The 21126-nt window shown below is 74.5% G+C and carries 23 protein-coding genes; 4 read left to right on the forward strand and 19 right to left on the reverse strand.

Annotated features, from left to right (window positions below):
* The first annotated feature begins 174 nt into the window (after window positions 1–174).
* Window positions 175–1281: a winged helix DNA-binding domain-containing protein gene (locus DY240_RS29250; protein ID WP_119663169.1), complete on the forward strand. Its 1107-nt coding sequence runs from the start codon at window positions 175–177 to the stop codon at window positions 1279–1281.
* On the opposite strand, the gene ligD is transcribed toward DY240_RS29250, so the two are convergent.
* The 12 genes from ligD to ald all read right to left on the reverse strand — a co-directional run bounded on the left by ligD (window position 1278) and on the right by ald (window position 11696).
* Window positions 1278–2267, reverse strand: a complete 990-nt coding sequence (gene ligD / locus DY240_RS29255; RefSeq protein WP_199702710.1) for a non-homologous end-joining DNA ligase — start codon at window positions 2265–2267, stop codon at window positions 1278–1280. The two genes, DY240_RS29250 and ligD, sit on opposite strands and share 4 nt — an antisense overlap.
* Window positions 2264–3640 carry a ribosome biogenesis GTPase Der gene (gene der / locus DY240_RS29260; protein WP_119663170.1) on the reverse strand — a complete coding sequence of 459 codons (1377 nt, stop codon included), beginning with the start codon at window positions 3638–3640 and terminating at the stop codon, window positions 2264–2266. The genes ligD and der overlap by 4 nt, the downstream gene beginning before the upstream one ends.
* Window positions 3637–4290: a lysophospholipid acyltransferase family protein gene (locus tag DY240_RS29265; RefSeq protein WP_119663171.1), complete on the reverse strand. Its 654-nt coding sequence runs from the start codon at window positions 4288–4290 to the stop codon at window positions 3637–3639. The genes der and DY240_RS29265 overlap by 4 nt, the downstream gene beginning before the upstream one ends.
* Window positions 4287–4985 (reverse strand): (d)CMP kinase, encoded by a 699-nt coding sequence (gene cmk / locus DY240_RS29270; protein WP_119663172.1) that lies wholly within the window; start codon window positions 4983–4985, stop codon window positions 4287–4289. Before cmk ends, DY240_RS29265 begins: the two co-directional genes overlap by 4 nt.
* Before the next feature lie 27 nt (window positions 4986–5012).
* Window positions 5013–6095 (reverse strand): prephenate dehydrogenase, encoded by a 1083-nt coding sequence (locus tag DY240_RS29275; RefSeq protein ID WP_119663173.1) that lies wholly within the window; start codon window positions 6093–6095, stop codon window positions 5013–5015.
* Window positions 6095–6460 (reverse strand): chorismate mutase, encoded by a 366-nt coding sequence (gene aroH / locus DY240_RS29280; RefSeq protein WP_119663174.1) that lies wholly within the window; start codon window positions 6458–6460, stop codon window positions 6095–6097. The genes DY240_RS29275 and aroH overlap by 1 nt, the downstream gene beginning before the upstream one ends.
* 48 nt (window positions 6461–6508) lie before the next feature.
* Window positions 6509–7243, reverse strand: coding sequence for a pseudouridine synthase (locus DY240_RS29285; RefSeq protein WP_119663175.1), 735 nt, complete (start codon window positions 7241–7243; stop codon window positions 6509–6511).
* Window positions 7236–7826 (reverse strand): SMC-Scp complex subunit ScpB, encoded by a 591-nt coding sequence (gene scpB, locus DY240_RS29290; protein WP_119663176.1) that lies wholly within the window; start codon window positions 7824–7826, stop codon window positions 7236–7238. Before scpB ends, DY240_RS29285 begins: the two co-directional genes overlap by 8 nt.
* Window positions 7789–8640 carry a segregation and condensation protein A gene (locus DY240_RS29295; RefSeq protein WP_199702712.1) on the reverse strand — a complete coding sequence of 284 codons (852 nt, stop codon included), beginning with the start codon at window positions 8638–8640 and terminating at the stop codon, window positions 7789–7791. The genes scpB and DY240_RS29295 overlap by 38 nt, the downstream gene beginning before the upstream one ends.
* Window positions 8637–9509, reverse strand: coding sequence for a ParA family protein (locus DY240_RS29300; protein ID WP_407659442.1), 873 nt, complete (start codon window positions 9507–9509; stop codon window positions 8637–8639). Before DY240_RS29300 ends, DY240_RS29295 begins: the two co-directional genes overlap by 4 nt.
* Window positions 9510–9580: 71 nt before the next feature.
* Window positions 9581–10561 carry a site-specific tyrosine recombinase XerD gene (gene xerD / locus DY240_RS29305; protein ID WP_119663177.1) on the reverse strand — a complete coding sequence of 327 codons (981 nt, stop codon included), beginning with the start codon at window positions 10559–10561 and terminating at the stop codon, window positions 9581–9583.
* Window positions 10562–10580: 19 nt separating this feature from the next.
* Window positions 10581–11696: an alanine dehydrogenase gene (gene ald / locus DY240_RS29310; protein ID WP_119663178.1), complete on the reverse strand. Its 1116-nt coding sequence runs from the start codon at window positions 11694–11696 to the stop codon at window positions 10581–10583.
* A 146-nt stretch (window positions 11697–11842) separates the two neighbouring features.
* On the opposite strand from ald, the gene DY240_RS29315 reads away from it, so the two are divergent.
* Complete coding sequence (locus tag DY240_RS29315; protein ID WP_119663179.1) at window positions 11843–12487, forward strand: hypothetical protein; 645 nt, start codon at window positions 11843–11845, stop codon at window positions 12485–12487.
* On the opposite strand, the gene DY240_RS29320 is transcribed toward DY240_RS29315, so the two are convergent.
* The 6 genes from DY240_RS29320 to DY240_RS29345 all read right to left on the reverse strand — a co-directional run bounded on the left by DY240_RS29320 (window position 12427) and on the right by DY240_RS29345 (window position 18127).
* Window positions 12427–13074: an NUDIX domain-containing protein gene (locus DY240_RS29320; protein ID WP_119663180.1), complete on the reverse strand. Its 648-nt coding sequence runs from the start codon at window positions 13072–13074 to the stop codon at window positions 12427–12429. The two genes, DY240_RS29315 and DY240_RS29320, sit on opposite strands and share 61 nt — an antisense overlap.
* A complete protein-coding gene (locus tag DY240_RS29325) occupies window positions 13071–13631 on the reverse strand; it encodes a GNAT family N-acetyltransferase (RefSeq protein ID WP_119663181.1) in 561 nt (186 codons plus the stop codon). Before DY240_RS29325 ends, DY240_RS29320 begins: the two co-directional genes overlap by 4 nt.
* A 1-nt stretch (window position 13632) precedes the next feature.
* Window positions 13633–14991, reverse strand: a complete 1359-nt coding sequence (locus tag DY240_RS29330) for an RsmB/NOP family class I SAM-dependent RNA methyltransferase (protein ID WP_233552925.1) — start codon at window positions 14989–14991, stop codon at window positions 13633–13635.
* Window positions 14988–15917 (reverse strand): methionyl-tRNA formyltransferase, encoded by a 930-nt coding sequence (fmt, locus tag DY240_RS29335; protein ID WP_119663182.1) that lies wholly within the window; start codon window positions 15915–15917, stop codon window positions 14988–14990. The genes DY240_RS29330 and fmt overlap by 4 nt, the downstream gene beginning before the upstream one ends.
* 133 nt (window positions 15918–16050) lie before the next feature.
* Window positions 16051–17160, reverse strand: a complete 1110-nt coding sequence (bar, locus tag DY240_RS29340; protein WP_119663183.1) for a barbiturase — start codon at window positions 17158–17160, stop codon at window positions 16051–16053.
* On the reverse strand, window positions 17153–18127 hold the full coding sequence (locus DY240_RS29345; RefSeq protein WP_119663184.1) for a carbamate kinase: 975 nt from the start codon (window positions 18125–18127) through the stop codon (window positions 17153–17155). Before DY240_RS29345 ends, bar begins: the two co-directional genes overlap by 8 nt.
* Before the next feature lie 247 nt (window positions 18128–18374).
* Between DY240_RS29345 and DY240_RS32635 the strand changes: the two genes are divergently transcribed.
* Complete coding sequence (locus tag DY240_RS32635) at window positions 18375–19331, forward strand: M48 family metalloprotease (RefSeq protein ID WP_267901706.1); 957 nt, start codon at window positions 18375–18377, stop codon at window positions 19329–19331.
* Window positions 19332–19361: 30 nt separating this feature from the next.
* Here DY240_RS32635 and DY240_RS29355 read toward each other — a convergent pair whose 3' ends face one another.
* Window positions 19362–20537 (reverse strand): CaiB/BaiF CoA transferase family protein, encoded by a 1176-nt coding sequence (locus DY240_RS29355; RefSeq protein ID WP_119663186.1) that lies wholly within the window; start codon window positions 20535–20537, stop codon window positions 19362–19364.
* Window positions 20538–20561: 24 nt separating this feature from the next.
* Between DY240_RS29355 and DY240_RS29360 the strand changes: the two genes are divergently transcribed.
* Window positions 20562–21126 (forward strand): carbonic anhydrase (locus DY240_RS29360; RefSeq protein WP_119663187.1); only part of this gene is annotated, 565 nt, incomplete at its 3' end.

Genomic DNA, 21126 nt, shown 5'->3' on the forward strand with positions numbered 1-21126 from the left:
CCCGACGGCACCACCATCTGGATCAGCCCCACCGGCCACCGCTACGAGAAACCACCCGAGCAGCTCGGCCCGGTGACGGAGACCGGTCCGCGTCCAGGCTGAGGCGGTGTCACGATTCGAGGTGGGACAGAGGTGCGGACACCGGATGACCGCATCCGGGCCTACGGTGCTGGTATGCACCAGCGACTCGACGGACGGCGGCTGAACCGGGCGACCCTCGCGCGGCAGCATCTGCTCGGCCGGGTGGACGGCGCCGAGCGGCGGCCGTTGGACGTCGTCAGGGATCTGGTGGGGCTGCAGGGGCAGGACCCGGACCCGCCGTACCTCATGCTGTGGAACCGCATCGAGGGCTTCACCGTCGAGCAGCTGACGGCGCTGCAGCTGGACCGCAGCGTCGTCCGGGCGACGTTGTTCCGCGGCACACTGCACATGGTCGCGACGGACGACTACCTGTGGCTGCGGCCGCTCCTGCAGCCGATGCTCGAACGCTGGCAGCGCGGCGCATGGGGCAAGACGCTCGAGGGCCTCGACGTCGACCAGCTGGCCGAGGCCGCGGCCGACCTGCTCGACCACGGGCGGCTCACGCGGCCGCGGCTCAGCCGGGCGCTCGCCGAGCGCTGGCCCGAGTACAGCCCGACGGCGCTCGCACGGTCCGTGCAGGGGCTGCTGCCTGTCGTGCACCCGCCGCCGGACGGCCTGTGGCGCCGTCACGGCCCGGCACACGTGGCGCTGGCGCGCACCTGGCTCGGCCGGCCGCTCACCGACGGCGTCCCGCCCAGCACGCTGGTCCGCCGCTACCTCGCCGCGTTCGGCCCGGCCACGGTGAAGGACGTGCAGGCCTGGAGCGGGCTGACCCGGCTGCGCGAGGTCGTCGAGGCGATGCGCCCGGACCTGGTGACGTTCACCGGCGAGCAGGGCGAGGAGCTGTACGACCTGCCCGACGCGCCACGGCCCGACCCCGAGACGCCGGCACCGGCCCGGCTGCTCGCCCCGCTCGACAACGTCGTGCTGGCCTACGCCGACCGCGGCCGCCTGGTCGGGCCCGACGCCGCGGCCCGGGTCGGCTGGGAGGCGGCGGTCCTCATCGACGGCGAGGTCGGCGGCTTCTGGACAGTGACGCACGGCGACGACGGCGCCACGCTCACCGCCGACCTGCTCCGGCCGCTCACCGGCAACCAGGAGGCCGAGCTGGAGGCCGAGGCCGCCGGCATGCTCGCGTTCGCCGCACCCGAGGCCGAACGGCGCGACGTCCGGCTGCGGGTCCCCGCGGGCCGGCCCTAGCTCAGCAGCACCCGCTCCCGGACGACGTTCCGCGCCGGCTTGTCGTGCCGGAGCCCCTTGTAGGCCGGATGGCGCAGCGTCCCGATGGCGGTCCACTCGGCGAACGCGACCTCGCACACCAGCTCCGGCCGGACGAACACGCAGCCGCGCTTGTCAGGCTGCGCCCCGACGAACGGGCTCACGTCCACCACCAGCGGCGCCAGCAGCCCCGCCAGCCGGTGCCGCTCGGCCAGCGTCAGCCCGGTGCCGACCCGGCCCGCGTACCGGAACTCCCCGCCGTCGTCGTAGACGCCGACCGCCAGCGCGCCGAGCGTCCCGGTCAGCCCACCCTCACCGGGCAGCCAGCCACCGATCACGACCTCCTGACGGCTGACGTTCTTCACCTTGAGCCACTCGCGGCCACGCTTGCCGGGCAGGTACCGGCTGCCCAGCCGCTTGGCGATGACGCCCTCGAGCCGCTGCGCCTTGGTGGCGGCCAGCATCGCCGCGCCGTTGCCCGGCACGTACGCCGGCACCTGCCAGCCCGCACCGCCGCCGGCCGGGAGCAGCGCGTCGAGCTCGGCCCGCCGCTCCTCGTACGTGGCGTCGAGCAGCGACCGGCCGTCGACGTAGAGCAGGTCGAACAGCACGTACACCGCCGGCGCGCCGGTCACCAGCGGGTCGGACACCCCGCTGACCTCGACGTTCATCCGCGACTGGAGCTTCTCGAAGCTGGGCCGCCCGGCGTCGTCGAACGCGACGACCTCGCCGTCGAGCACGGCCTGCCGCCCGCGCAGCGCCTCCGCGACACCGTGCACGTCCGGATACACCCGGGTGACGTCGCGCAGCGTGCGGCTGGACAGCCGCACACCGCCGCCGTCGTCGATGTAGGCGATGGTCCGGACGCCATCCCACTTCACCTCGAAGCCCCAGGCGTCGTCGTCGGCCGGCAGCACCGCCGACGGCGAGGCCATCATCGGCACGATGGTGTCCGGCCGCGGCATCATGACCGGGAGCGCTTCTCGCGGATCTTCATCGAGATGTCCAGGGGCGTGCCCTCGAACCCGAACTCCTCGCGCAGCCGCCGCTCCACGAACCGCCGGTAGGACGGCTCCAGGAACCCGGTGGTGAACAGCACGAACCGGGGCGGCCGGGTGTCGGCCTGGGTCGCGAACATGATGCGCGGCTGCTTGCCGCCGCGCACCGGGTGCGGGTGGGCCGCGACCAGCTGGCCGAGGAACGAGTTCAGCTTCCCGGTCGGGATGCGCTGTTCCCAGCCCTCGAGCGAGGTGTCGAGCGCGCGGACCAGGCGGTCGACGTGCCAGCCGGTGCGCGCCGACACGTTGATGCGCGGCGCCCACGCGACGCGGTCGAGCTGCCGGTCGATCTCGCGCTCGAGCACGTCGCGGCGCTCGTCGTCGAGCAGGTCCCACTTGTTGAACGCCAGCACCAGCGCCCGGCCGGCGTCGACGACCATGGAGATGATCCGCAGGTCCTGCTCGGCCAGCGGCTCGCTGGCGTCGATGAGCACGACGGCCACCTCGGCCCGCTCCAGCGCCGACGCCGTGCGCAGCGACGCGAAGTACTCAGCGCCGGACGCCTCGTGGACCCGGCGCCGAATGCCCGCGGTGTCGATGAACCGCCACTCGCGCCCGCCCAGCTCGACCATCTCGTCGATCGGGTCGACGGTGGTGCCGGCGACGGAGTCGACGACGACGCGGTCCTCGCCGGCCAGCTTGTTGAGCAGACTGGACTTGCCGACGTTCGGCTTGCCGACCAGCGCGACCCGGCGCGGGCCGCCGCCGTCGGTGTCGAACGACTCCGGCGGCGCGTCGGGCAGCGCCGCCACGACGGCGTCGAGCAGGTCGCCGCTCCCCCGGCCGTGCAGCGCCGACACCGGGAACGGCTCGCCCAGCGCGAGGTTCCACAGCGCCGCGGCGTCGGCCTCGCCGCTGGGGCCGTCGACCTTGTTGGCCACCAGGATCACCGGCTTGCCCGACCGGCGCAGCAGCTTCGCGACCGCCTCGTCGGTGTCGGTGGCGCCGACCGTGGAGTCGACGACGAACATGACGACGTCGGCGGCGGCCATGCCGACCTCGGCCTGCGCCGTGATGCGCGCCGCCATGCCCTTGGCCTCGGGGTCCCAGCCGCCGGTGTCGAGCAGCGTGAACGCCCGCCCGGCCCACGCGGCGTCGTAGGCGACGCGGTCGCGGGTGACCCCGGGCACGTCCTCGACGACCGCCTCGCGACGGCCCAGAATGCGGTTGACCAGGGTCGACTTGCCGACGTTGGGCCGGCCTACGACGGCCACCACCGGGGTGTAGGCGTCGCTCACCTCGGCGACGGCCTCGGGTGCCTCCGCCGGGAACTGATCGCTCACTTGCGCTCCTCGATTCGGGACGCCACGGCCTCGCGATGAGCCACCAGGGCTTCGCGCAGCTGTTCGGTCGCCGCGTCGAGGGCCGAGCGCGTACGCCCGCCGCCCGTCGGCAGCGTGACCGGGCGGCCGAAGACGACCTCGACCCGGGACCGCAGGCCGGGCATCGCACCAAATGTACGTCCCCGAGCGGCCGTTCCGGTAAAGACGACCGGCACGACGGGCGCGCCGGAGCGCAGCGCGAACCACGCCAGCCCGGTGCGCAGCTCGGAGAAGTCGCCGGCGCCGCGGGTCCCCTCGGGGAACACGACGAGGATGCGGCCGGCGTCGAGCACCCCGGTGCCGGCCTTGATCATGCCGCGGCTGGGGTCGTCGCGGTCGAGCGGGATCTGGCCGACGCCGTGCAGCAGCCAGCCGAGCGGCCCCTTGAACAGCTCTTTCTTCGCCAGCGTGTGCACCGGACGCGGGCAGGTGCCCATGAGCAGCGGCGCGTCGAGGAACCCGGTGTGGTTCGGCGCCAGGATGACCGGGCCGGACCGCGGCACGTTCTCGCCGCCGACGACCCTGACGCGGTAGAGCAGCCGGGCCAGCACGCCCGCGGCGTACCTGCCGAAGACGGCGCCCGCGTGGGTGGGCAGTCGGGTCTCGGTCACGCCCGGACCCCCGTGCGCGCCTCGACCAGCTTGAGCACGGCGGCGACGGTCTCGTCCAACGACAGCAGCGAGGAATCGACGACGTCGACGCCGTCGGCGGCCTCGTGGAAGCTGGCGACGGTGGAGTCGTCGGCGTCGCGGCGAACCACCTGGTCGCGGGTGGCGTCGACGGCGGCGTCGTCGTCGCTGCCGTGCACCTCGAGCGCGCGGCGCGACAGCCGGACCTGCTCGTCGGCGGTCAGCAGCACCCGCACCGGCGCGTCGGGGGCGACGACGGTGGTGATGTCGCGGCCCTCGATGACGACGCCGCCCTCGCGGGCGACGGCCTGCTGCCGGGCCACCAGCTCCGCGCGGACGCCGAGGTTGGTGGCGACGGCGCTGACGGCGGCGGAGATGCGGCTGGTGCGGATGGCGGCCGCGATGTCGGTGCCGGCCACCGCCACCGTGGGCGCCTCAGGGTCCGTCCCGATGTCCAGCGGCAGCTCGCGGGCCAGCTGCGCCACCCGCTCGGTGTCGGCGAGGTCGACGCCCTGCTCCAGCGCCCACCACGTGACGGCCCGGTACATCGCCCCGGTGTCGAGGTAGCGCAGGCCGAGCGCCGCGGCGACACGGCGAGCCACCGTCGACTTCCCGGAACCGGACGGGCCGTCGATGGCGACGACGAGATCAGGAGCGTCAGCGGGAGAATCGGGCACGTCCAGAAGGTTACCGGCCCGTCGCCGTCACCCGCGGAGGGTCCAGCCGCGTTCCCGCAACGACGTCGCCAGCTCCTCCTCGGCGCCGGGGCGGACGTCCAGCTCCACCAGCCCGAGCGGCTGGCCGGCGGCGTGCTCGATGCGGACGTCCTCGACGTTGACGCCCGCCGCGCCGGCGTCGGCGAACAGCTGGGCCAGCTGGCCGGGCCGGTCGTCGACGGCGACGACGACGGTGGCGAACTCGGTGTGCGCGGCGCCGTGCTTGCCCGGCAGCCGCGACCGGCCGTCGACGCCGCCGCGCAGCAGCTCCCGCAGCACCGGCTGGCCCGCCACGGGCGACTCCAGCGCCGTCATCAGCCGGTCGAGGTCGGACCGCAGCCCCTCCAGCACCGGGCGGACCGCCGCCGCGTTCACCGTCAGGATCTCCGTCCACAGCTCCGGGTCGCCGCCGGCCACCCGGGTGACGTCGGTGACGCCCGGACCGGCCAGGCGCACCTCGTGCGCCGGCGCCTCGGCCAGCCGGCCGGCCATCAGCGCCGCGACCACGTGTGGCGCGTGCGACACCAGCGCGACGGCGGCGTCGTGCTCGGCCGCCGTCATGGTCATCGGGGTGGCGCCGACCAGCCGGGCGACCGCCAGGGCGCGGGTCACGGCCTGCGGGTGGGTGCCGTCGTCGGGGCAGATCACCCACGGGCGGCCCTCGAACAGGTCGGCCAGCGCGGCGTTCGGCCCGCTGATCTCACGGCCGGCCATCGGGTGGCTGCCGACGTAGCGGCCCGGGTCGGGGACCCGCTCGCGCACCTGCGTCGTCGGCAGCACCTTCACGCTGGCGACGTCGGTGACGTACTCGGCCCGGCCGCCGCCCAGCACCTCGCCGACGACGGCGGCGACGGCCTCCGGCGGGACGGCGACGACGGCGAGCGCGGCCGGATCCGCCGGCGCGTCCGGTTCCGGGTGCCCGGCGCCGAGCCGGACCGCCTCGGCGAGGATCTCCGGCTTCGCGTCGGCCAGCCGTACGTCGACGCCGGCCCGGGTCAGCGCCAGCGCGACGGACGTGCCGACCAGGCCGGTGCCGACGACGAGGACGCTTCGGCCGTCGAACGGGTCCATCACCGGTCCGCGAGATCGTCGCGCAGCACCGTGGTGCCGTGCAGATAGACGTGCCGGATCTCCGCGCGCGGCTTGGTGGTCTCGACGTGCGCCATCAGCCGCACCACCCGCGGCAGCGCACCGGAGACGCCGATCTCCTGGGCGCACATCATCGGCACGTCGGTGATGCCCAGCCGGCGGACGGCGACGGCGGGGAACGCCGAGCGCAGATCGGGCGTGGCGGTGAGGAAGATGCTGATGACGTCGTCGGAGGTCAGCTCGTTGCGGTCGAGCACCGTGGTCATCAGCTCGGCGGTCCGTTCCAGCAGGTGCTCGGCCTCGTCGGCGTCGAGCTGGGTGGCCCCCCGTATCGCGCGTACAGTCACAGGACAGCAAGGTACCCGCCGCGGGCGGGCCGGGGCGTCACCGCCCCGCTACAGGCCTACCTCGTGGTAGAGCGCGGCGATCTCGGCCTTCGTCAGCGCGCGGGTGTTGCCGGGCCGCAGGTCGCCCATCGCGACCGGCCCGACGTGCGTGCGCACCAGCCGCTTCACCGGATGGCCGACGGCCTCGAGCAGCCGGCGGACGATGTGCTTGCGGCCCTCGTGCAGGACCACCTCGACCATGACCCGGGTGCCCGACCGGCCGACGACCCGGAAGGAGTCGACCCGCACCGGCCCGTCCTCCAGTTCGATGCCGGCCCGCAGCTCGCGGCCCAGGCTCGGCGCGACCGGGCCCGGCACCTCGGCGACGTAGGTCTTCAGCACCTCGTACGACGGGTGGGCCAGCCGGTGCGCCAGCTCGCCGTCGTTGGTGAGCAGGATGAGGCCCTCGGTGTCGGCGTCGAGCCGGCCGACGTGGAACAGCCGCTCGCGGCGGCCGCGGACGTAGCCGGTGAGGTCGGGCCGGCCCTCGGGGTCGTTCATCGTGCTGACGACGCCGGCCGGCTTGTTCAGCGCGAGGTACACCAGGCCGGCCTCGGCGGTGGTGATGCGCGAGCCGTCGACCTTGATGACGGCCGTGGCGGGGTCGACCCGGGTGCCGAGCGTGCGCACCACCTTGCCGTCGACCTCGACCCGGCCGGCCGCGATCAGTTCCTCGCTGGCCCGGCGGCTGGCCACCCCGGCCGCCGCGAGGACCTTCTGGAGCCGCACACCCTCATCAGGCATTCTCGCTGTCACGTTCCTCGATGGCGTCGGCGTCGGGCAGGTAGGGCGCCAGCGGCGGCAGCTCGTCGAGCGAGGCCATACCGAGGCGCTCCAGGAAGTATGACGTGGTGCGGTACAGGATCGCGCCGGACTCAGGGTCGGCCCCGGCCTCCTCGACCAGCCCGCGGGCGGTGAGCGTGCGCATGACGCCGTCGCAGTTGACGCCGCGGACGGCCGACACGCGGGCTCGGCTGACCGGCTGCCGGTACGCGACGACGGCCAGCGTCTCGAGCGCGGCCTGGGTGAGCTTGGCCTGCTGGCCGTCGAGGACGAACCGCTCGACGACGGGCGCGCAGGAGGCGTGCGTGTAGAACCGCCAGCCGCCGCCGATCTCGCGCAGCTCGAAGCCGCGGCCCGGCCGCCCGTACTCGTCGCGCAGCTCCTCCAGCACGTCGGCGATCTCGCCGCGCGGCCGCTCCAGCACCTGGGCGAGCGTGACGACGTCGATCGGCTCGTCGACGACCAGCAGGATCGCCTCGACCGCCGCCCGCAGGCTGGGCTCGTCGTCAGTCAGCGTCGGCTGCGTCAACGGTGCCCTCCTCATCGGATGCGTCGAACTCGTCGCTGACCGCGACGTCCTCGTCGTCGTCACCGGTCCACCGCACCGTCAGCTCACCCAGCGCGACGACCTGCTCGAACGCGACCGCCTTCTCGCGATACAGCTCCAGCAGCGACAGGAACCGGGCGACGACGTGCAGCGTGGTCGGGCAGTCGGCGGCCAGCGTGCGGAACGTCAGGACGCGCGAGCGGCGCAGGCGGTCGACGACGACCAGCGCCTCCTCGCGGACGCTGACCCGCGGCTGGTGCAGGTGCGCCAGGCCGACCAGCGGCGGCGGCTTCGGGGTGAGCACCTTGGCCGCCAGCATGGCCAGCTCCTCCGGGCCCAGCCCGACGACGACCTCCGGCAGCAGCGAGGCGTACCGCTCCTCCAGGCCGACGGCCCGCGGGAAGCGCAGCGACTCGTCGGCCAGCCGCGCCGCCAGCACGCCGGCGACCTCCTTGTACGCCTTGTACTGCAGCAGCCGGGCGAACAGCAGGTCGCGCGCCTCGAGCAGCGCGAGGTCGTCCTCGTCCTCGACCTCGCCGCTGGGCAGCAGCCGGGCCGCCTTGAGGTCCAGCAGCGTGGCGGCGACGACGAGGAACTCGCTGGTCTCGTCGAGGTCCCAGTCAGAGGACTTGATGTAGGCGATGAACTCGTCGGTGACCTGCGACAACGCCACCTCGGTGACGTCGAGCTTGTGCTTGGCGATGAGCGTGAGGAGCAGGTCGAACGGGCCCTCGAAGTTCTCGAGGTGCACCTCGAACTTCGAGCTCTCGTCCTGCTCCGGCTCGATCAGCAGGGTGGTCGCGTCCGTCACGGGCGGGCCGGCTCCCAGCGGGCCAGGACCTCGCGGGCCAGCTGACGGTAGGCCGACGCGCCCCGCGAGGACGGCGCGAAGCTGGTGATCGGCAGGCCGGCGACGGTGGTCTCGGGGAACCGGACGGTGCGCCCGATGACGGTGTGGAACACCTTGTCGCCGAACGCCTCGACCAGCCGCGACAGCACCTCGCGGCCGTGCACCGTCCGGGAGTCGTACATGGTGGCCAGCAGGCCCTCGATCTCGAGCTGGGGGTTGAGGCGGTCGCGGACCTTCTCGATGGTCTCCTGCAGCAGCGCGACGCCGCGCAGCGCGAAGTACTCGCACTCGAGCGGGACGATGACGCCGTCGGCCGCGGTGAGGGCGTTGACCGTCAGCAGGCCCAGCGACGGCTGGCAGTCGATCAGCATGAGGTCGTAGTCGGCGGCCAGCGGCTTGAGGATGCGGCTCAGCGCCTGCTCGCGGCCGACCTCGGTGACCAGCTGGATCTCGGCCGCGGAGAGGTCGATGTTGGCCGGTAGGAGGTCCATGCCGTCGATGGGCGTCTTCTGCAGGATGTCGCCGGCGCGCAGCGACGGGTCCATGAGGACGTTGTAGATCGACAGCTCGAGGTCGTGCGCGTCGAGGCCGAGGCCCACCGACAGCGCGCCCTGGGGGTCGAAGTCGACGAGCAGCACCCGCCGGCCGTAGTCGGCCAGCGCCGCGCCCAGGTTGATGGTGGTGGTCGTCTTGCCGACGCCGCCCTTCTGGTTGCACATGGCGACGATGCGCGCCGGGCCGTGGTGGTCCAGCCGCTTGGGCTTGGGGAAGTCCATCGGAGGACGGCGCGTGGGTCCGAGATCGAGCTCAGGCTCGGTGTCGAACGGCAGTACGCCCGCGGCGTCCGAGTTCGAGGGTGCCACGTCGTTCAGAGCTCCTCGATGGTCGTTTGAGTGGCCTTCTACGCTTCGTCCTGGGACGCGAGCCTACCCCGCGAGGGCGGCGTGGAGCTGCGGGCGCGCGGGTGCGCGGCCACATAGACCTCACGGAGTTGGTCGACGGTCACCAGCGTGTACACCTGGGTGGTCGTGACCGAGGCGTGCCCGAGGAGCTCCTGGACCACCCGGACGTCCGCCCCGCCCTCCAGCAGGTGGGTGGCGAAGGAGTGCCGCAGCGTGTGCGGGGTGACCGTCGTGGACAGCCCGGCCCGCGCGGCCGCCGTCCGCAGCACCGACCACGCGCTCTGCCGCGACAGCCGCCCGCCGCGGGCGTTGAGAAAGAGAGCAGGCGTGCCGCGACCGGTGCCGACCAGTGCCGGCCGGGCCCGCACCAGGTAGGCGTCGACGGCCTCCCACGCGTAGCTGCCCAGGGGGACGACGCGGTCCTTGCCGCCCTTGCCGCGCAGCAGCACCGTGCCGGACTCGCCGTCGAGGTCGTCGAGGTCCAGGCCGACCGCCTCGGAGATGCGCGCGCCGCAGCCGTACAGCACCTCCAGCAGCGCGCGGTCGCGCAGCACCCGCGGCCCCTCGCCCACCGAGGCCGCCTCGAGCAGCCGCTCCACCTGGGCCAGCGGGATCGCCTTGGGCAGCCGCCGCGGCGGTGTCGGCGGGCGGACGGCGCCGGCGGGGTCGCCGTCGGACAGGCCCTCGCGGTGCAGGAACCGGTGCAGGCCGCGGACGGCGACGACGGTGCGCGCCGCCGAGCTGGCGCCGAGCGCGACCCGGCCGTCGTCGCCCTCGCGCAGGCTGCGCAGGAAGGCGGTGACGTCCTCCTCCTCGACCTTCTCCGGCGCGTCGCGGCCGCGGTCGCGCAGGAACTCGGTGTAGCGCCGCAGGTCGCGCCGGTAGGACGCGAGCGTGTTGGCGGCCAGGCCGCGCTCGACGGCGAGGTGGTCGAGGTAGCCGCGGACGGCGCGTTCCAGCGCGGACTCGGCGGTGACCATCGACGGCGGCTCCTCGACGCTAGTGCAGCACTTTCTCCAGCGGGACGGACGGCAGGCCGTGCGCCTCGGCGACCGGCTCGTAGACGATAGCGCCGTCGTGCACGTTCACGCCCTTCGCCAGCGCCGCGTCGGCTCGCGCGGCGTCGCGCCAGCCCCGGTTGGCCAGCTCGACGGCGTACGGCAGCGTGACGTTCGTCAGCGCGTACGTCGACGTGTGCGGCACCGCGCCGGGCATGTTGGCGACACAGTAGAAGATCGACTCGTGCACGCGGAACGTCGGGTCGTCGTGCGTGGTGGGCCGCGAGCTCTCGAAGCAGCCGCCCTGGTCGATGGCGATGTCGACCAGCACGCTGCCGGGGCGCATGCGCGACACGAGGTCGTCGGAGACCAGCTTGGGCGCCTTCGCACCGGGCACCAGCACCGCGCCGATGACCAGGTCGGCGTCGACGACCGCGCTCTCGATCTCGAACAGGTTCGACGCGATGGTCTGCGCCTTGCCGCCGTACAGCTCCTCGACGTCGCGCAGCCGGGCCACGTTCTTGTCCAGCACCCACACGTCCGCCTGCATGCCCATCGCGATGACCGCGGCGTTCATGCCGGCCATCCCGGCGCCGATGACGACGACCTTGGCCGACTTCACGCCCGGCACGCCGCCGAGCAGGATGCCGCGCCCGCCCTGCGCCCGCTCGAGCACGTGCGCGCCGACCTGCGTGGCCATGCGCCCCGCGACCTCGCTCATAGGCGCCAGCAGCGGCAGGTGGCCGTCGGCGGTCTCGACCGTCTCGTAGGCGATGGCGGTGGTGCCCGAGTCGAGCAGCGCCTGTGTGCACTCCTGCGAGGCCGCGAGGTGCAGGTAGGTGAACAGCACCTGGTCGCGGCGCATGCGGTGGTACTCCTCCGGCACCGGCTCCTTCACCTTGAGCACGAGGTCGGCGGCCTCCCAGACGGCGTCGGCGTCGGGTGCGACACGGGCGCCGGCGGCGGCGTACTCGTCGTCGCGGACCGACGAGCCGAGCCCTGCGCCGGCCTGAACCAGCACGTCGTGGCCGTTGCGGACGAACTCGTGTACGCCGGCCGGGGTGATGGCCACGCGGTACTCGTTGTTCTTGACCTCGGTTGGTATACCGACCAGCACTGGGTTCCCACCCTCTCGGTACTCCCGACGACGCTGTCGGGCCGCCGCCCCGTGTGGTCGGCGGGGGCGAGTCTAAATCGACACGCGTCACGCCGTCTCGGTCCTGTCATGACAAGTGAACAGGGCCACTGAGGTAGACCTCTGCCATGCGCATCTACGCCGACCGCCCGCAGCGGCGGAGACAGCAGATCCTCGCCGACGTGCTCGGCCCGCTCTGGTGCGCCGGGATGATCGCCGCCGGGCTGGCGATCCGGCAATCGATCCGGTCGCGCACCCGGCCGGCCACGTTCGTCGAGTCCACGGCCGGGGCGCTGGCCGACGCGCTGGCCGACACCGCCGCGTCGATCGCCCGGGTGCCGCTGGTCGGCGACGCGCTGGCGGAGTCGCTGCGGCGGGCCGCCGACGCCGCGGGCCGCATGAGCGCGTCCGGCGCGAACACGGCAGCGTCGATCGAGCGGGCCGGCGACGTCATCGGGCTGGTCGTGATCGTGCTGGCGCTGGCCGCGGCCGCCTACGTGTGGGTGCGGCCGCGGGTGCTCTGGTACCGGCAGGCCTCGGACGCGCGTGCCGTGCTGGCCTTCCCCGACCGCGACGACCTGCTGTCGGCGCGGGCGCTGGCGGCCGTGCGGCTGCCCCGGATCGGCGGCGGCCTGGTGGCGGGGTGGCGGGCGGGTGACCCCGCCGCCGTCCGTGCCCTGGCCCGGGCCGAGCTGGACCGGCTGGGCCTGGCCTACCCGCCGGACTTGTCACCCGAGGGCCACGGCGCGTCGATCGGCCGCAGCGCGTCGTAGCCGGCGCCGTCGCGGGCCGCCTTGGCGGCCAGGACCCCGGCGCACAGCGTCGCGTTCTGCACGTCGCCGGCCAGGACCGCGGCGACGAGGTCGTCCAGTGGCACCCATGCGACACCGAGGTCGGCCTCCTCCGCGACGCCGGCGAACCGGGCGTCGTCGGGCAGGGCCTCGACGCCACGGGCGAGAAACACGCGGATCGCCTCGTCCGTCATGCCCGGCGAGGTGAGCAGGTCGACCAGGACGCGCCAGTCCCCCGCCCGCACGTGCCCCTCCTCGTACAGCTCGCGGGCCGCGGCCTCGTGCGGCGGCTCGCCGTCGACGTCGCGCAGCCCGGCGGGCAGCTCGACCGGTCGCAGCCCGACGGGGTGCCGGTACTGCCGCACGACCAGCACGCGGCCCTCGTCGTCGACGGCGACGACGGCGACCGCGCCCGGGTGCACGACCACGTCGCGGACGAACTCCGAGCCGTCGACCGGCGACCGGACGGTGTCGCTGCGCACGGCGACGACCCGGCCCACGAAGTTGGTGATGGACGAGGCGACCGGCCAGCGCAGCGGCTCGTCGCGGGGCGTGTCGCGGCCCGTCACGACGACGGCCCGAGGCGCAGCGGCGCGGCCAGCGGGTCCAGCGACTCCCAGGCGTACACCAGGATCGGCACGTCCTGGTCACCGAAGCGGTCCATGGCCCGACCGGCCTCCACGCCGCCCAGCGCCTGGTAGAAGCCGCGCGCGGCCTCGTTGGTCTCGAGGACCTCCAGGTACAGCCGGTCCGGCGCGCCCGCCTCCTGGAGCCGCAGCGCGGTTTCGGCCAGCAGCCGGCGGCCGATGCCCTGGCCCTTCAGGTCGGGCCGGACGTGCAGGTTGTCCAGGAAGTTGCCCAGCCGCGGATCGTGGTCGAGCGCGGTGTGCGCGAACCCGGCCAGCGCGCGCTCGGGATCGCGGGCGACCACCGTCATGGTCCCGCGGCGGTCGGCGAACCGGCCGGCCCAGCGGGCGGCCTGCCGGTCGTCCAGGCCGGCGTCGTCGAGGAACGCGTCGGGGACGTGCCCGCGGTATGCCGACCGCCAGCTCTGCACGTGCAGCCGCGCGATGGCCGCGGCGTCGCCGTCGGCGGCCAGGTCGTAGAGGTAGCTCACCAGGGTCATCTCACTCCGTCCGCCGCAGGAGCGCCAGATACATCGCGTCGGTGCCGTGCCGGTGCGGCCACAGCTGGACGTCCGGGCCGTCACCCAGGTCGGGGACGCCGGGCAGGTACGGACGGGCGTCGACCCGCTCGACGTCGCCGCGGCCGCGCAGGACGTCGTCGACGACGGTGACCGTCTCGGCCAGGTGCGGCGAGCAGGTGACGTACGCGACCAGCCCGCCGGGCCGGACCGACCACAGGGCGGAGCGGAGGAGGTCGGCCTGCAGCCGCCGCAGCCCCGCGACGTCGGCCGGCCGGCGCCGCCAGCGCGCCTCGGGCCGCCGTCGCAGCGCGCCGAGACCGGTGCAGGGCGCGTCGAGCAGCACCCGGTCGAAGTCGGCCTGGGGCCAGGTCGGCTGCGTCGCGTCGCCGACCAGGACCTCGTGCTCGCCGGGATCGCCGGCCAGCGCCTGCGCGACCATGCGGGCGCGGTGCTCGTGCTGCTCGACGGCGAGCAGCCGGCCGCCGTGCTGGGTGAGCAGCCCGGCCAGCAGCGCGGCCTTGCCGCCCGGGCCGGCGCAGAGGTCGAGCCAGCGGTCGTCCGGCGGCTCGACCGGCGCCGTGGCCAGCGCGAGCGCGACCAGCTGGCTGCCCTCGTCCTGCACTCCGGCGCGGCCCTCGCGGACGGCGGCCAGCCGCGCGGGCGTCCCTGACTCGACGACGGCGCCGTACGGCGACCAGCGGGTGGGCCGGGCGCCGGCCTCGACCAGTTCGTCGACCGTGGACCGGCCGGGCCGGACGGCCAGCGTCACCTCGGCCGGCTCGTTGTCGGCACGCAACGCCGCCTCCAGCTCCGCGTCGTCGCCGCCCAGGGCGTCGCGCAGCGCCCGGACGATCCACGCCGGGTGCGCGTGCCGGAAGGCCAGGTAGCCGGCGAGGTCCTGGTCGCGGGACGGCGCCAGCTCGGCCGCCCAGCCGTCCAGGTCGCGCTCGCCGACCCGCCGCAGCACCGCGTTGGCCAGCCGGGCCGCGCCCTCGTTAACGTGCCGCCGGACGAGGTCGACGCTGGTCGACACCGCCGCGTGCGCCGGGACGCGCGTCGCCAGCAGCTGGTGGGCGCCGAGCCGGAGCGCGTCGAGCAGCGGCGGGTCGAGGTCCTCGAGGGGACGCGTCACGCACGCCGTGATGACGGCGTCGTACGTCCCCTGGCCGCGCAGCGTGCCGTACGCCAGCTCCGTCGCCAGTCCGGCGTCGCGGCCGCGCAGCTCGTGCCGGCGCAGTGCCGCCGGCATGGCGAGGTTGGCGTACGCGTCGTCGACGGCGACCGCGCGCAGGACCTCGAACGCGGCCTCCCGGGAGGAATCGCCCTTCTCACGCCTCACGCGCCGAGCCGCTCCCCCGGCTCCGGGCGGACGCCGCGCGCCCAGTCGGCCGCCGGCATCGCCTTCTTGCCCTGCGGCTGCACCTCGCCGAGCACGACGGCGTGGCTGCCGGTGCCGACCCGGACGCCGGACTTCTCGACCGCGACCTTCCCGGGCTCGAGGTCGCCGCGGCCGCGCTCCATGGTGACGGGGCGCAGCTTCAGCCGCTCGCCCCGGAACGTCGTCCAGGCGCCGGGCGCCGGCGTGCAGCCGCGGATCACCCGGTCGACGCGCAGCGCGGGCGCCGTCCAGTCGACGTGGGCGTCCTCGACGGTGAGCTTCGGCGCCAGCGACACGCCGTCGGCGGGTTGCGGCTGCGGGCGCAGCGAGCCGTCCTCGATGCCGTCGAGCGTGCGCACCAGCAGCTCCGCACCGGACAGCGACAGCCGGTGCAGGAGGTCGCCGCTGGTGTCGTCGGGGCGGATCTCCTCGGTGACCAGGCCGTACACCGGGCCGGTGTCGAGGCCCTCCTCGAGCTGGAACGTGCAGGCGCCGGTGATGTCGTCGCCGGCCAGCACCGCGTGTTGCACCGGCGCCGCGCCGCGCCAGGCCGGCAGCAGGGAGAAGTGCAGGTTCACCCAGCCGTGCTTGGGCACGTCCAGGGCGGCCTTCGGGATCAGCCCGCCGTAGGCGACGATCGGCGCGCAGTCGGGCGCCAGCTCGCCCAGCCTCTGGAGGAACTCGGGGTCGCGCGGGCGTTGCGGTTTGAGGGTCTCGACCCCGGCCTCCGCCGCGACCTCCGCCACCGGCGACGGCGTCAGCCTCCGGCCCCGCCCCGCCGGCGCGTCGGGCCGGGTGAGGACGGCGATCACCTCGTGCCGCGACCCGAGCACCGCCCGCAGCGACGGGACGGCGACGTCGGGGGTTCCGGCGAACAGCACACGCATGAGCGCCGAGCCTATCCGGCCTGCGGCCGGCCCGGCTGCCCCATCCCTGTGGACAACGGGGATCATCGGCGATCGACCCCGTCATGACGTGGTCGATCGCCGATGATCATGGTGGCGGGGCGCCAGGGCTCCGTTACGCGCCGAGGTCGACGATGGCGGCGACCGGGCCGCCGCCGTCGGGACCCTGGTGGGCGGCCGACACCGAGACGAACGCCGCGGGGTCGCCGGTCACCGACGCCGTCACGCCGCCGACCGCGGCCTTGATCTGGCGGTGCCAGTGCACGTCGGAGTCGTCCAGCATGGCGTTGCGCCGGCCGCGCACGATGCCGTCCTGGCTGGCCTCGCACTTGAGGAACACGTTGACCAGCCGGCCGTCGAGGTCGTCGGGGTGCGGCCGGTCCGGCAGCTTCAGGCCGGCGTCGCGGATGGCGGCCCAGATGCCGTCGGCGTCGATGGCGTCGCGCATGACCGAGTGGCCGATGCGGTACCGCCCGCCCACCCCGCGCACGTTCCCGACCACCACGACCTGCGCGCGGTCCAGCTCGACGCCGGACGAGCAGGACGCGACGGACGAGTACAGCGACCGGTCGTGCAGCACGGCGTCGTCGGACGGCATGGCGATCTCGCCCAGCGCCACCGCGACGCCCAGGCCGGTGCAGCCGTTGGACAGGTCCATCGACTCGTGCGTGTTCTCCGTCCACACCGTCTTCCCGCGCGCCTTGGCGTCGCGGATCGTGTGGATGGTGAGCAGCGGCGTCTTCGTCTGGACGTAGTGGACGTCGGCGGGGTCGGTGATGCCGGCCCGCTCCATGCCGACGCGGACGGCCGCGGCGACCTTCTCGATCATGCCGCGGCGGCCGATCTCCTCCGGGAGGATCGGGTCGCTCATCGCGAAGCCGACCGACAGCCGCGGCTCGTCCGTCGACTCGGCCGAGTCGGCCGGCAGCGTCGCGAACACCGTCGCGTGCGGGCTGAGGACGCCGTCGGTGCCGCCGGACCACACGATCGGGATCTGCTTGACCTCCTCGGGGGTGCGCGTGCCGCGATCGACCAGCACCTCGCGGAAGGCGCGGTCGGCGATGATCCGCGTGTAGTCGTTGACCCCGCCGTTGCCCTCGGTCTTCCCGACGACGGCGATGACGCGGTCGGCCTCCATGACCCCGGCGTCGATCAGCTCCGCGAGCCCGGAAGCGTCGCTGACGTGCGTGATCGGCACCTTGCGGACCTCGATCGGCTCAGGCATGCCCGGCCACCTCTCGTGTGATGTCTGCTGGCAGTACGGTCGTCCCGGCGCCGCCCGTATCCGCGCGGACGGCGTCGGCGATGCGAGTGAGCGTGGTGATGACGGCGCGCCGGCCGCCCTGCTCGACGAACCGGCAGGCCGCCTCCACCTTCGGGCCCATGCTCCCGGACGCGAAGTGCCCCTCGGCGGCATAACCGCGCAGGGTGGCGACGTCGACGGTGCCGACGGCGCGCTGGTCCGGGGTGCCGAAGCCGAGCACGGCGCCGTCGACGTCGGTCGCGATGACGAGTACCTCGGCGCCGAGCGCCCGGCCGAGCAGGGCCGCGCCGAGGTCCTTGTCGATGACCGCCTCGACGCCGCGGATCGACCCGTCGGGGTCGCGCACGACGGGGATGCCGCCGCCCCCGTTGGCGACGACGACGAACCCTGCGGCCAGCAGCGCGGCCGCCGCCGGCGCGTCCAGCACCTCCAGCGGCTCGGGGCTGGCGACGACCCGGCGCCAGCCGCGCGGCCCGCGGTCCTCCCAGGTCTCGCCGTGGTCGATCAGCGGCGCGGCCTCCTCGCGCGGCAGATACCGCCCGATCGGCTTGGTCGGCCGGGCGAATCCCGGGTCGGCGGCGTCGACCAGCGTCCGCGTGACGACGGCGGCCACCCGGCGGCGCACCCCGCGCGCGGTCAGCGCCCGTTCCAGCGCGTTCACGACGATGAAGCCGATGGTTCCCTGCGTCTGGGCGCCGCACCAGTCCAGCGGCACCGGCGGCACCACGCCCGCCGCGAGCTCGTTCTTGACCAGCAGGTTGCCCACCTGCGGCCCGTTGCCGTGGGTGAGCACGACGTCGTCGCCGGCGGCCACGAGGTCGGCGACCGGCTCCATCGCCGCGGTGACCGCGGCGATCTGGTCGCCTGGCCGCGCCCGCCCGTCCGCCGAGGTCATGGCGTTGCCGCCCAGCGCGATCAGCACCCGCACGCGCCGAGCCTACGGACCCGTCCCGCCCGCCACGACGGTGATCTTCGCCCAATCGCCCCTCCGGGTTCGGCATGATGTGCCGTCTCAGGCCCGTCTCGCCCTTGGGAGGTTCCATGGCCGGCGCCGGCTTCCCGCCGGACACCAGGCTGACGTACCGCATCGCCGAGACCTGGCTGCTGGTGCTGCTGATGGCGTTCGGGTACGCGACGCTGCTCGGGCTGCTGGTCCAGTGGCTGACCGGCTGGCCATGGTGGCTCGCGCTGTTCGCCCCGCTGGTCGGTGGCGCCCTCGTCTACGCCATCGAGGGCGGGACGGTGCTGCCGCGCCGCCTGCCGGTGGCCGACCCCGACCCGTCGGCGACCAGCGCCTGCTCGCCGCCGCCGACCGGCTGTGCGCGCTGGCCGCGATGGACCGGCCCAAGCTCAAGATCATCGACGTGGCCTGGCCCAACGCGATCGCGCTGCGGCTGCCCGGCCGCAAGCCCACCGTCGCCGTCACCCGCGGGCTGCTCGACCGCTCCGACGACGAGCGGCTGGACGCCGTGCTGGCGCACGAGCTGGCCCACATCGCGCACCGCGACGCCGCCGCCATGACCGTCGCGCTCGCGCTCTCGACGTCGCTGGCGCTGGCCCCGATGGCGATCCTGGCGCCGATCATGGCGCTGGAGGTCCCGCTCTGCCGGGCGGCGCGCTGGTGCGGGCGGCGGCCCTGGAAACCGGCCACCGAGGACGACGACTTCCCGATGCCGCCACCGCGCCAGGAGGTGCCCGTCGTACTGGCGGTGATCGTCGTGCCGCCGCTGCTGGCAGCGCGCACGCTCGTGTTCGTGCTGCTCCTGGGCCTGGGGCTGGTGCTGGTGCCGCCGATGCTGATCCTGGCGCTCCCGGCCGCGGGGATCATCGCCCGGCTGGGCCGCTACCGCGAACTGGCCGCCGACCGCGGCGCGGCCGAGCTCACCGGCCAGCCGGCCGCCCTGGCCGCCGCGCTCACCGCGCTGGAGGCGGGCGGCCCGGCCATCCCGACGAAGGACCTGCGCGAACTCCGGACGATGGCCTCCATGACGATCGTCGCGCTGCCGAAGGACGCCAAGGACACCGGCACCGACACAGTGTCCCGGCTGCTCGACCGGATGATGGCATCGCACCCGCCGCTGGCCGCGCGCCTGGACCGGCTGGCCGCGCTCTCCCGCGGGCTGGGCCGGTGAGCCGGCGGCTGATCCGGCACTGAGGCCCGGCTAGCTCTCCGCGAGCCAGGCGCGGACGGACTCGTCGTGCTCGCCGAGCAGCGGCGGCGGGGCGTGCCGCTTGGGTGGTGCGTCGTCGAAGCGGACGGCCGGGCCGGGCAGCTGGACCGTGCCCAGCAGCGGATGCTCGACGTCGACCAGCAGGCCCTGCGAGCGGGTCTGCTCCCACTCGTAGACCTCGTCGATGCTGCGCACCTTGCCGCTGGCGATGCCGGCGTCGGACAGCAGGCTCAGCCAGTGGTCGCGGGGGTGGGCGGCGAACGCCTTCTCGATCTCGGCGACGAGGTCGTCGCGGTGCTGCACGCGCAGCCGGTTGGTGGCGAACCGCGGATCGGCGGGGTCGAGGCCGACGACGACGGCGAACGCCCGCCAGGACACGTCGTTGCCGACGGCGACCTGCAGCGCGCCGTCGGCGGCGTTGAACAGCCCGTACGGCGCGATCGACGGGTGGTGGTTGCCGATGGCGTGCGGCACCTCGCCGGCCACCGTCCACCGGGTGCCCTGGAACGCGTGCACGCCGACCAGCGCCGACAGCAGCGACGTGCGCACCACCCGGCCGCGGCCGGTCCGCTCGCGCTCCAGCAGCGCCGCGAGCAGCCCGGACACCCCGTACATGCCGGCCAGCAGGTCGCCGATGGGGACGCCGACCTTCGTGGGATGGCCGGGCTCGCCGGTGAGGCTCATGATGCCGGCCTCGCCCTGGGCGATCTGGTCGTAGCCCGCCCGGCCCGCCTCGGGACCGTCCGGCCCGAACCCGGTGATGGACAGCACGACCAGCCGCGGGTTGATCTCGTGCAGCCGCTCGACGCTGAAGCCGAGGCGGTCGAGGACGCCGGTGCGGAAGTTCTCGATGAGCACGTCGGCCCGCTGGACCAGCCGGGTGAGCAGTTCTCTGCCGGCCTCGGACTTGAGGTCGGCGGTGACCGACTCCTTGTTGCGGTTGGCCGACAGGAAGTACGACGACACCGGCTGGTCGTCGGGGCCGAGGAACGGCGGGCCCCAGGTGCGCGACTCGTCGCCGTGGCCCGGCGCCTCGACCTTGATGACGCGGGCGCCGAGGTCGCCGAGCATCATGCCCGCGTGCGGCCCGGCCAGCGCGCGGCTGAGGTCGACGACGACGTAGCCGGCGAGCGGTCCGGCATCGGCGAACTCCTGCGTGTCGGCCATCGTCACAGATTACGCTGAGCGCCCATGATCAACGACCGCCGGCCGTCGCGGCGAGCGGCCCTCGGCCTGTTCGGCGCACTCGGTCTGACGGCGACGGGGCTCGCCGGCTGCTCGTCGCCGGACGACACCGGCCACGCGGCCGCCACCTCCACTCCGGAGCCGGTACCCACCAGCGCCGACGACGTCTGGGCGGTGCTCGCGGCGGGCAACGAGCGGTTCGCCAGCGGCCGGCCGCGGCACCCGCACGAGGACCGGCCGTACCGCGAGTCGCTGGTGTCCGGTCAGCACCCGATCGCGTGCGTCCTCAGCTGTGCGGACTCGCGGGTCGCGCCGGAGCTCGTGTTCGACCAGGGCCTGGGCGACCTGTTCACCGTCCGGTCGGCCGGCGAGGTCCTCGACGACGCCGTGGTGGGCAGCATCGAGTACGCCGTCGAGCACGTCGCCGTTCCGCTGGTCGTGGTGCTCGGGCACGCCGGCTGCGGCGCCGTGCGGGCGGCCGTCGAGGTCGTCCGCGGCGGCCCGGCGCCCGCCGGCTCGATCGCCGCGCTGGTGCGGGCGATCGAGCCGGCCGTGCGGACCGTCGGCGTGC

This window comes from Jiangella rhizosphaerae (assembly GCF_003579925.1).
Lineage (GTDB): Bacteria > Actinomycetota > Actinomycetes > Jiangellales > Jiangellaceae > Jiangella > Jiangella rhizosphaerae.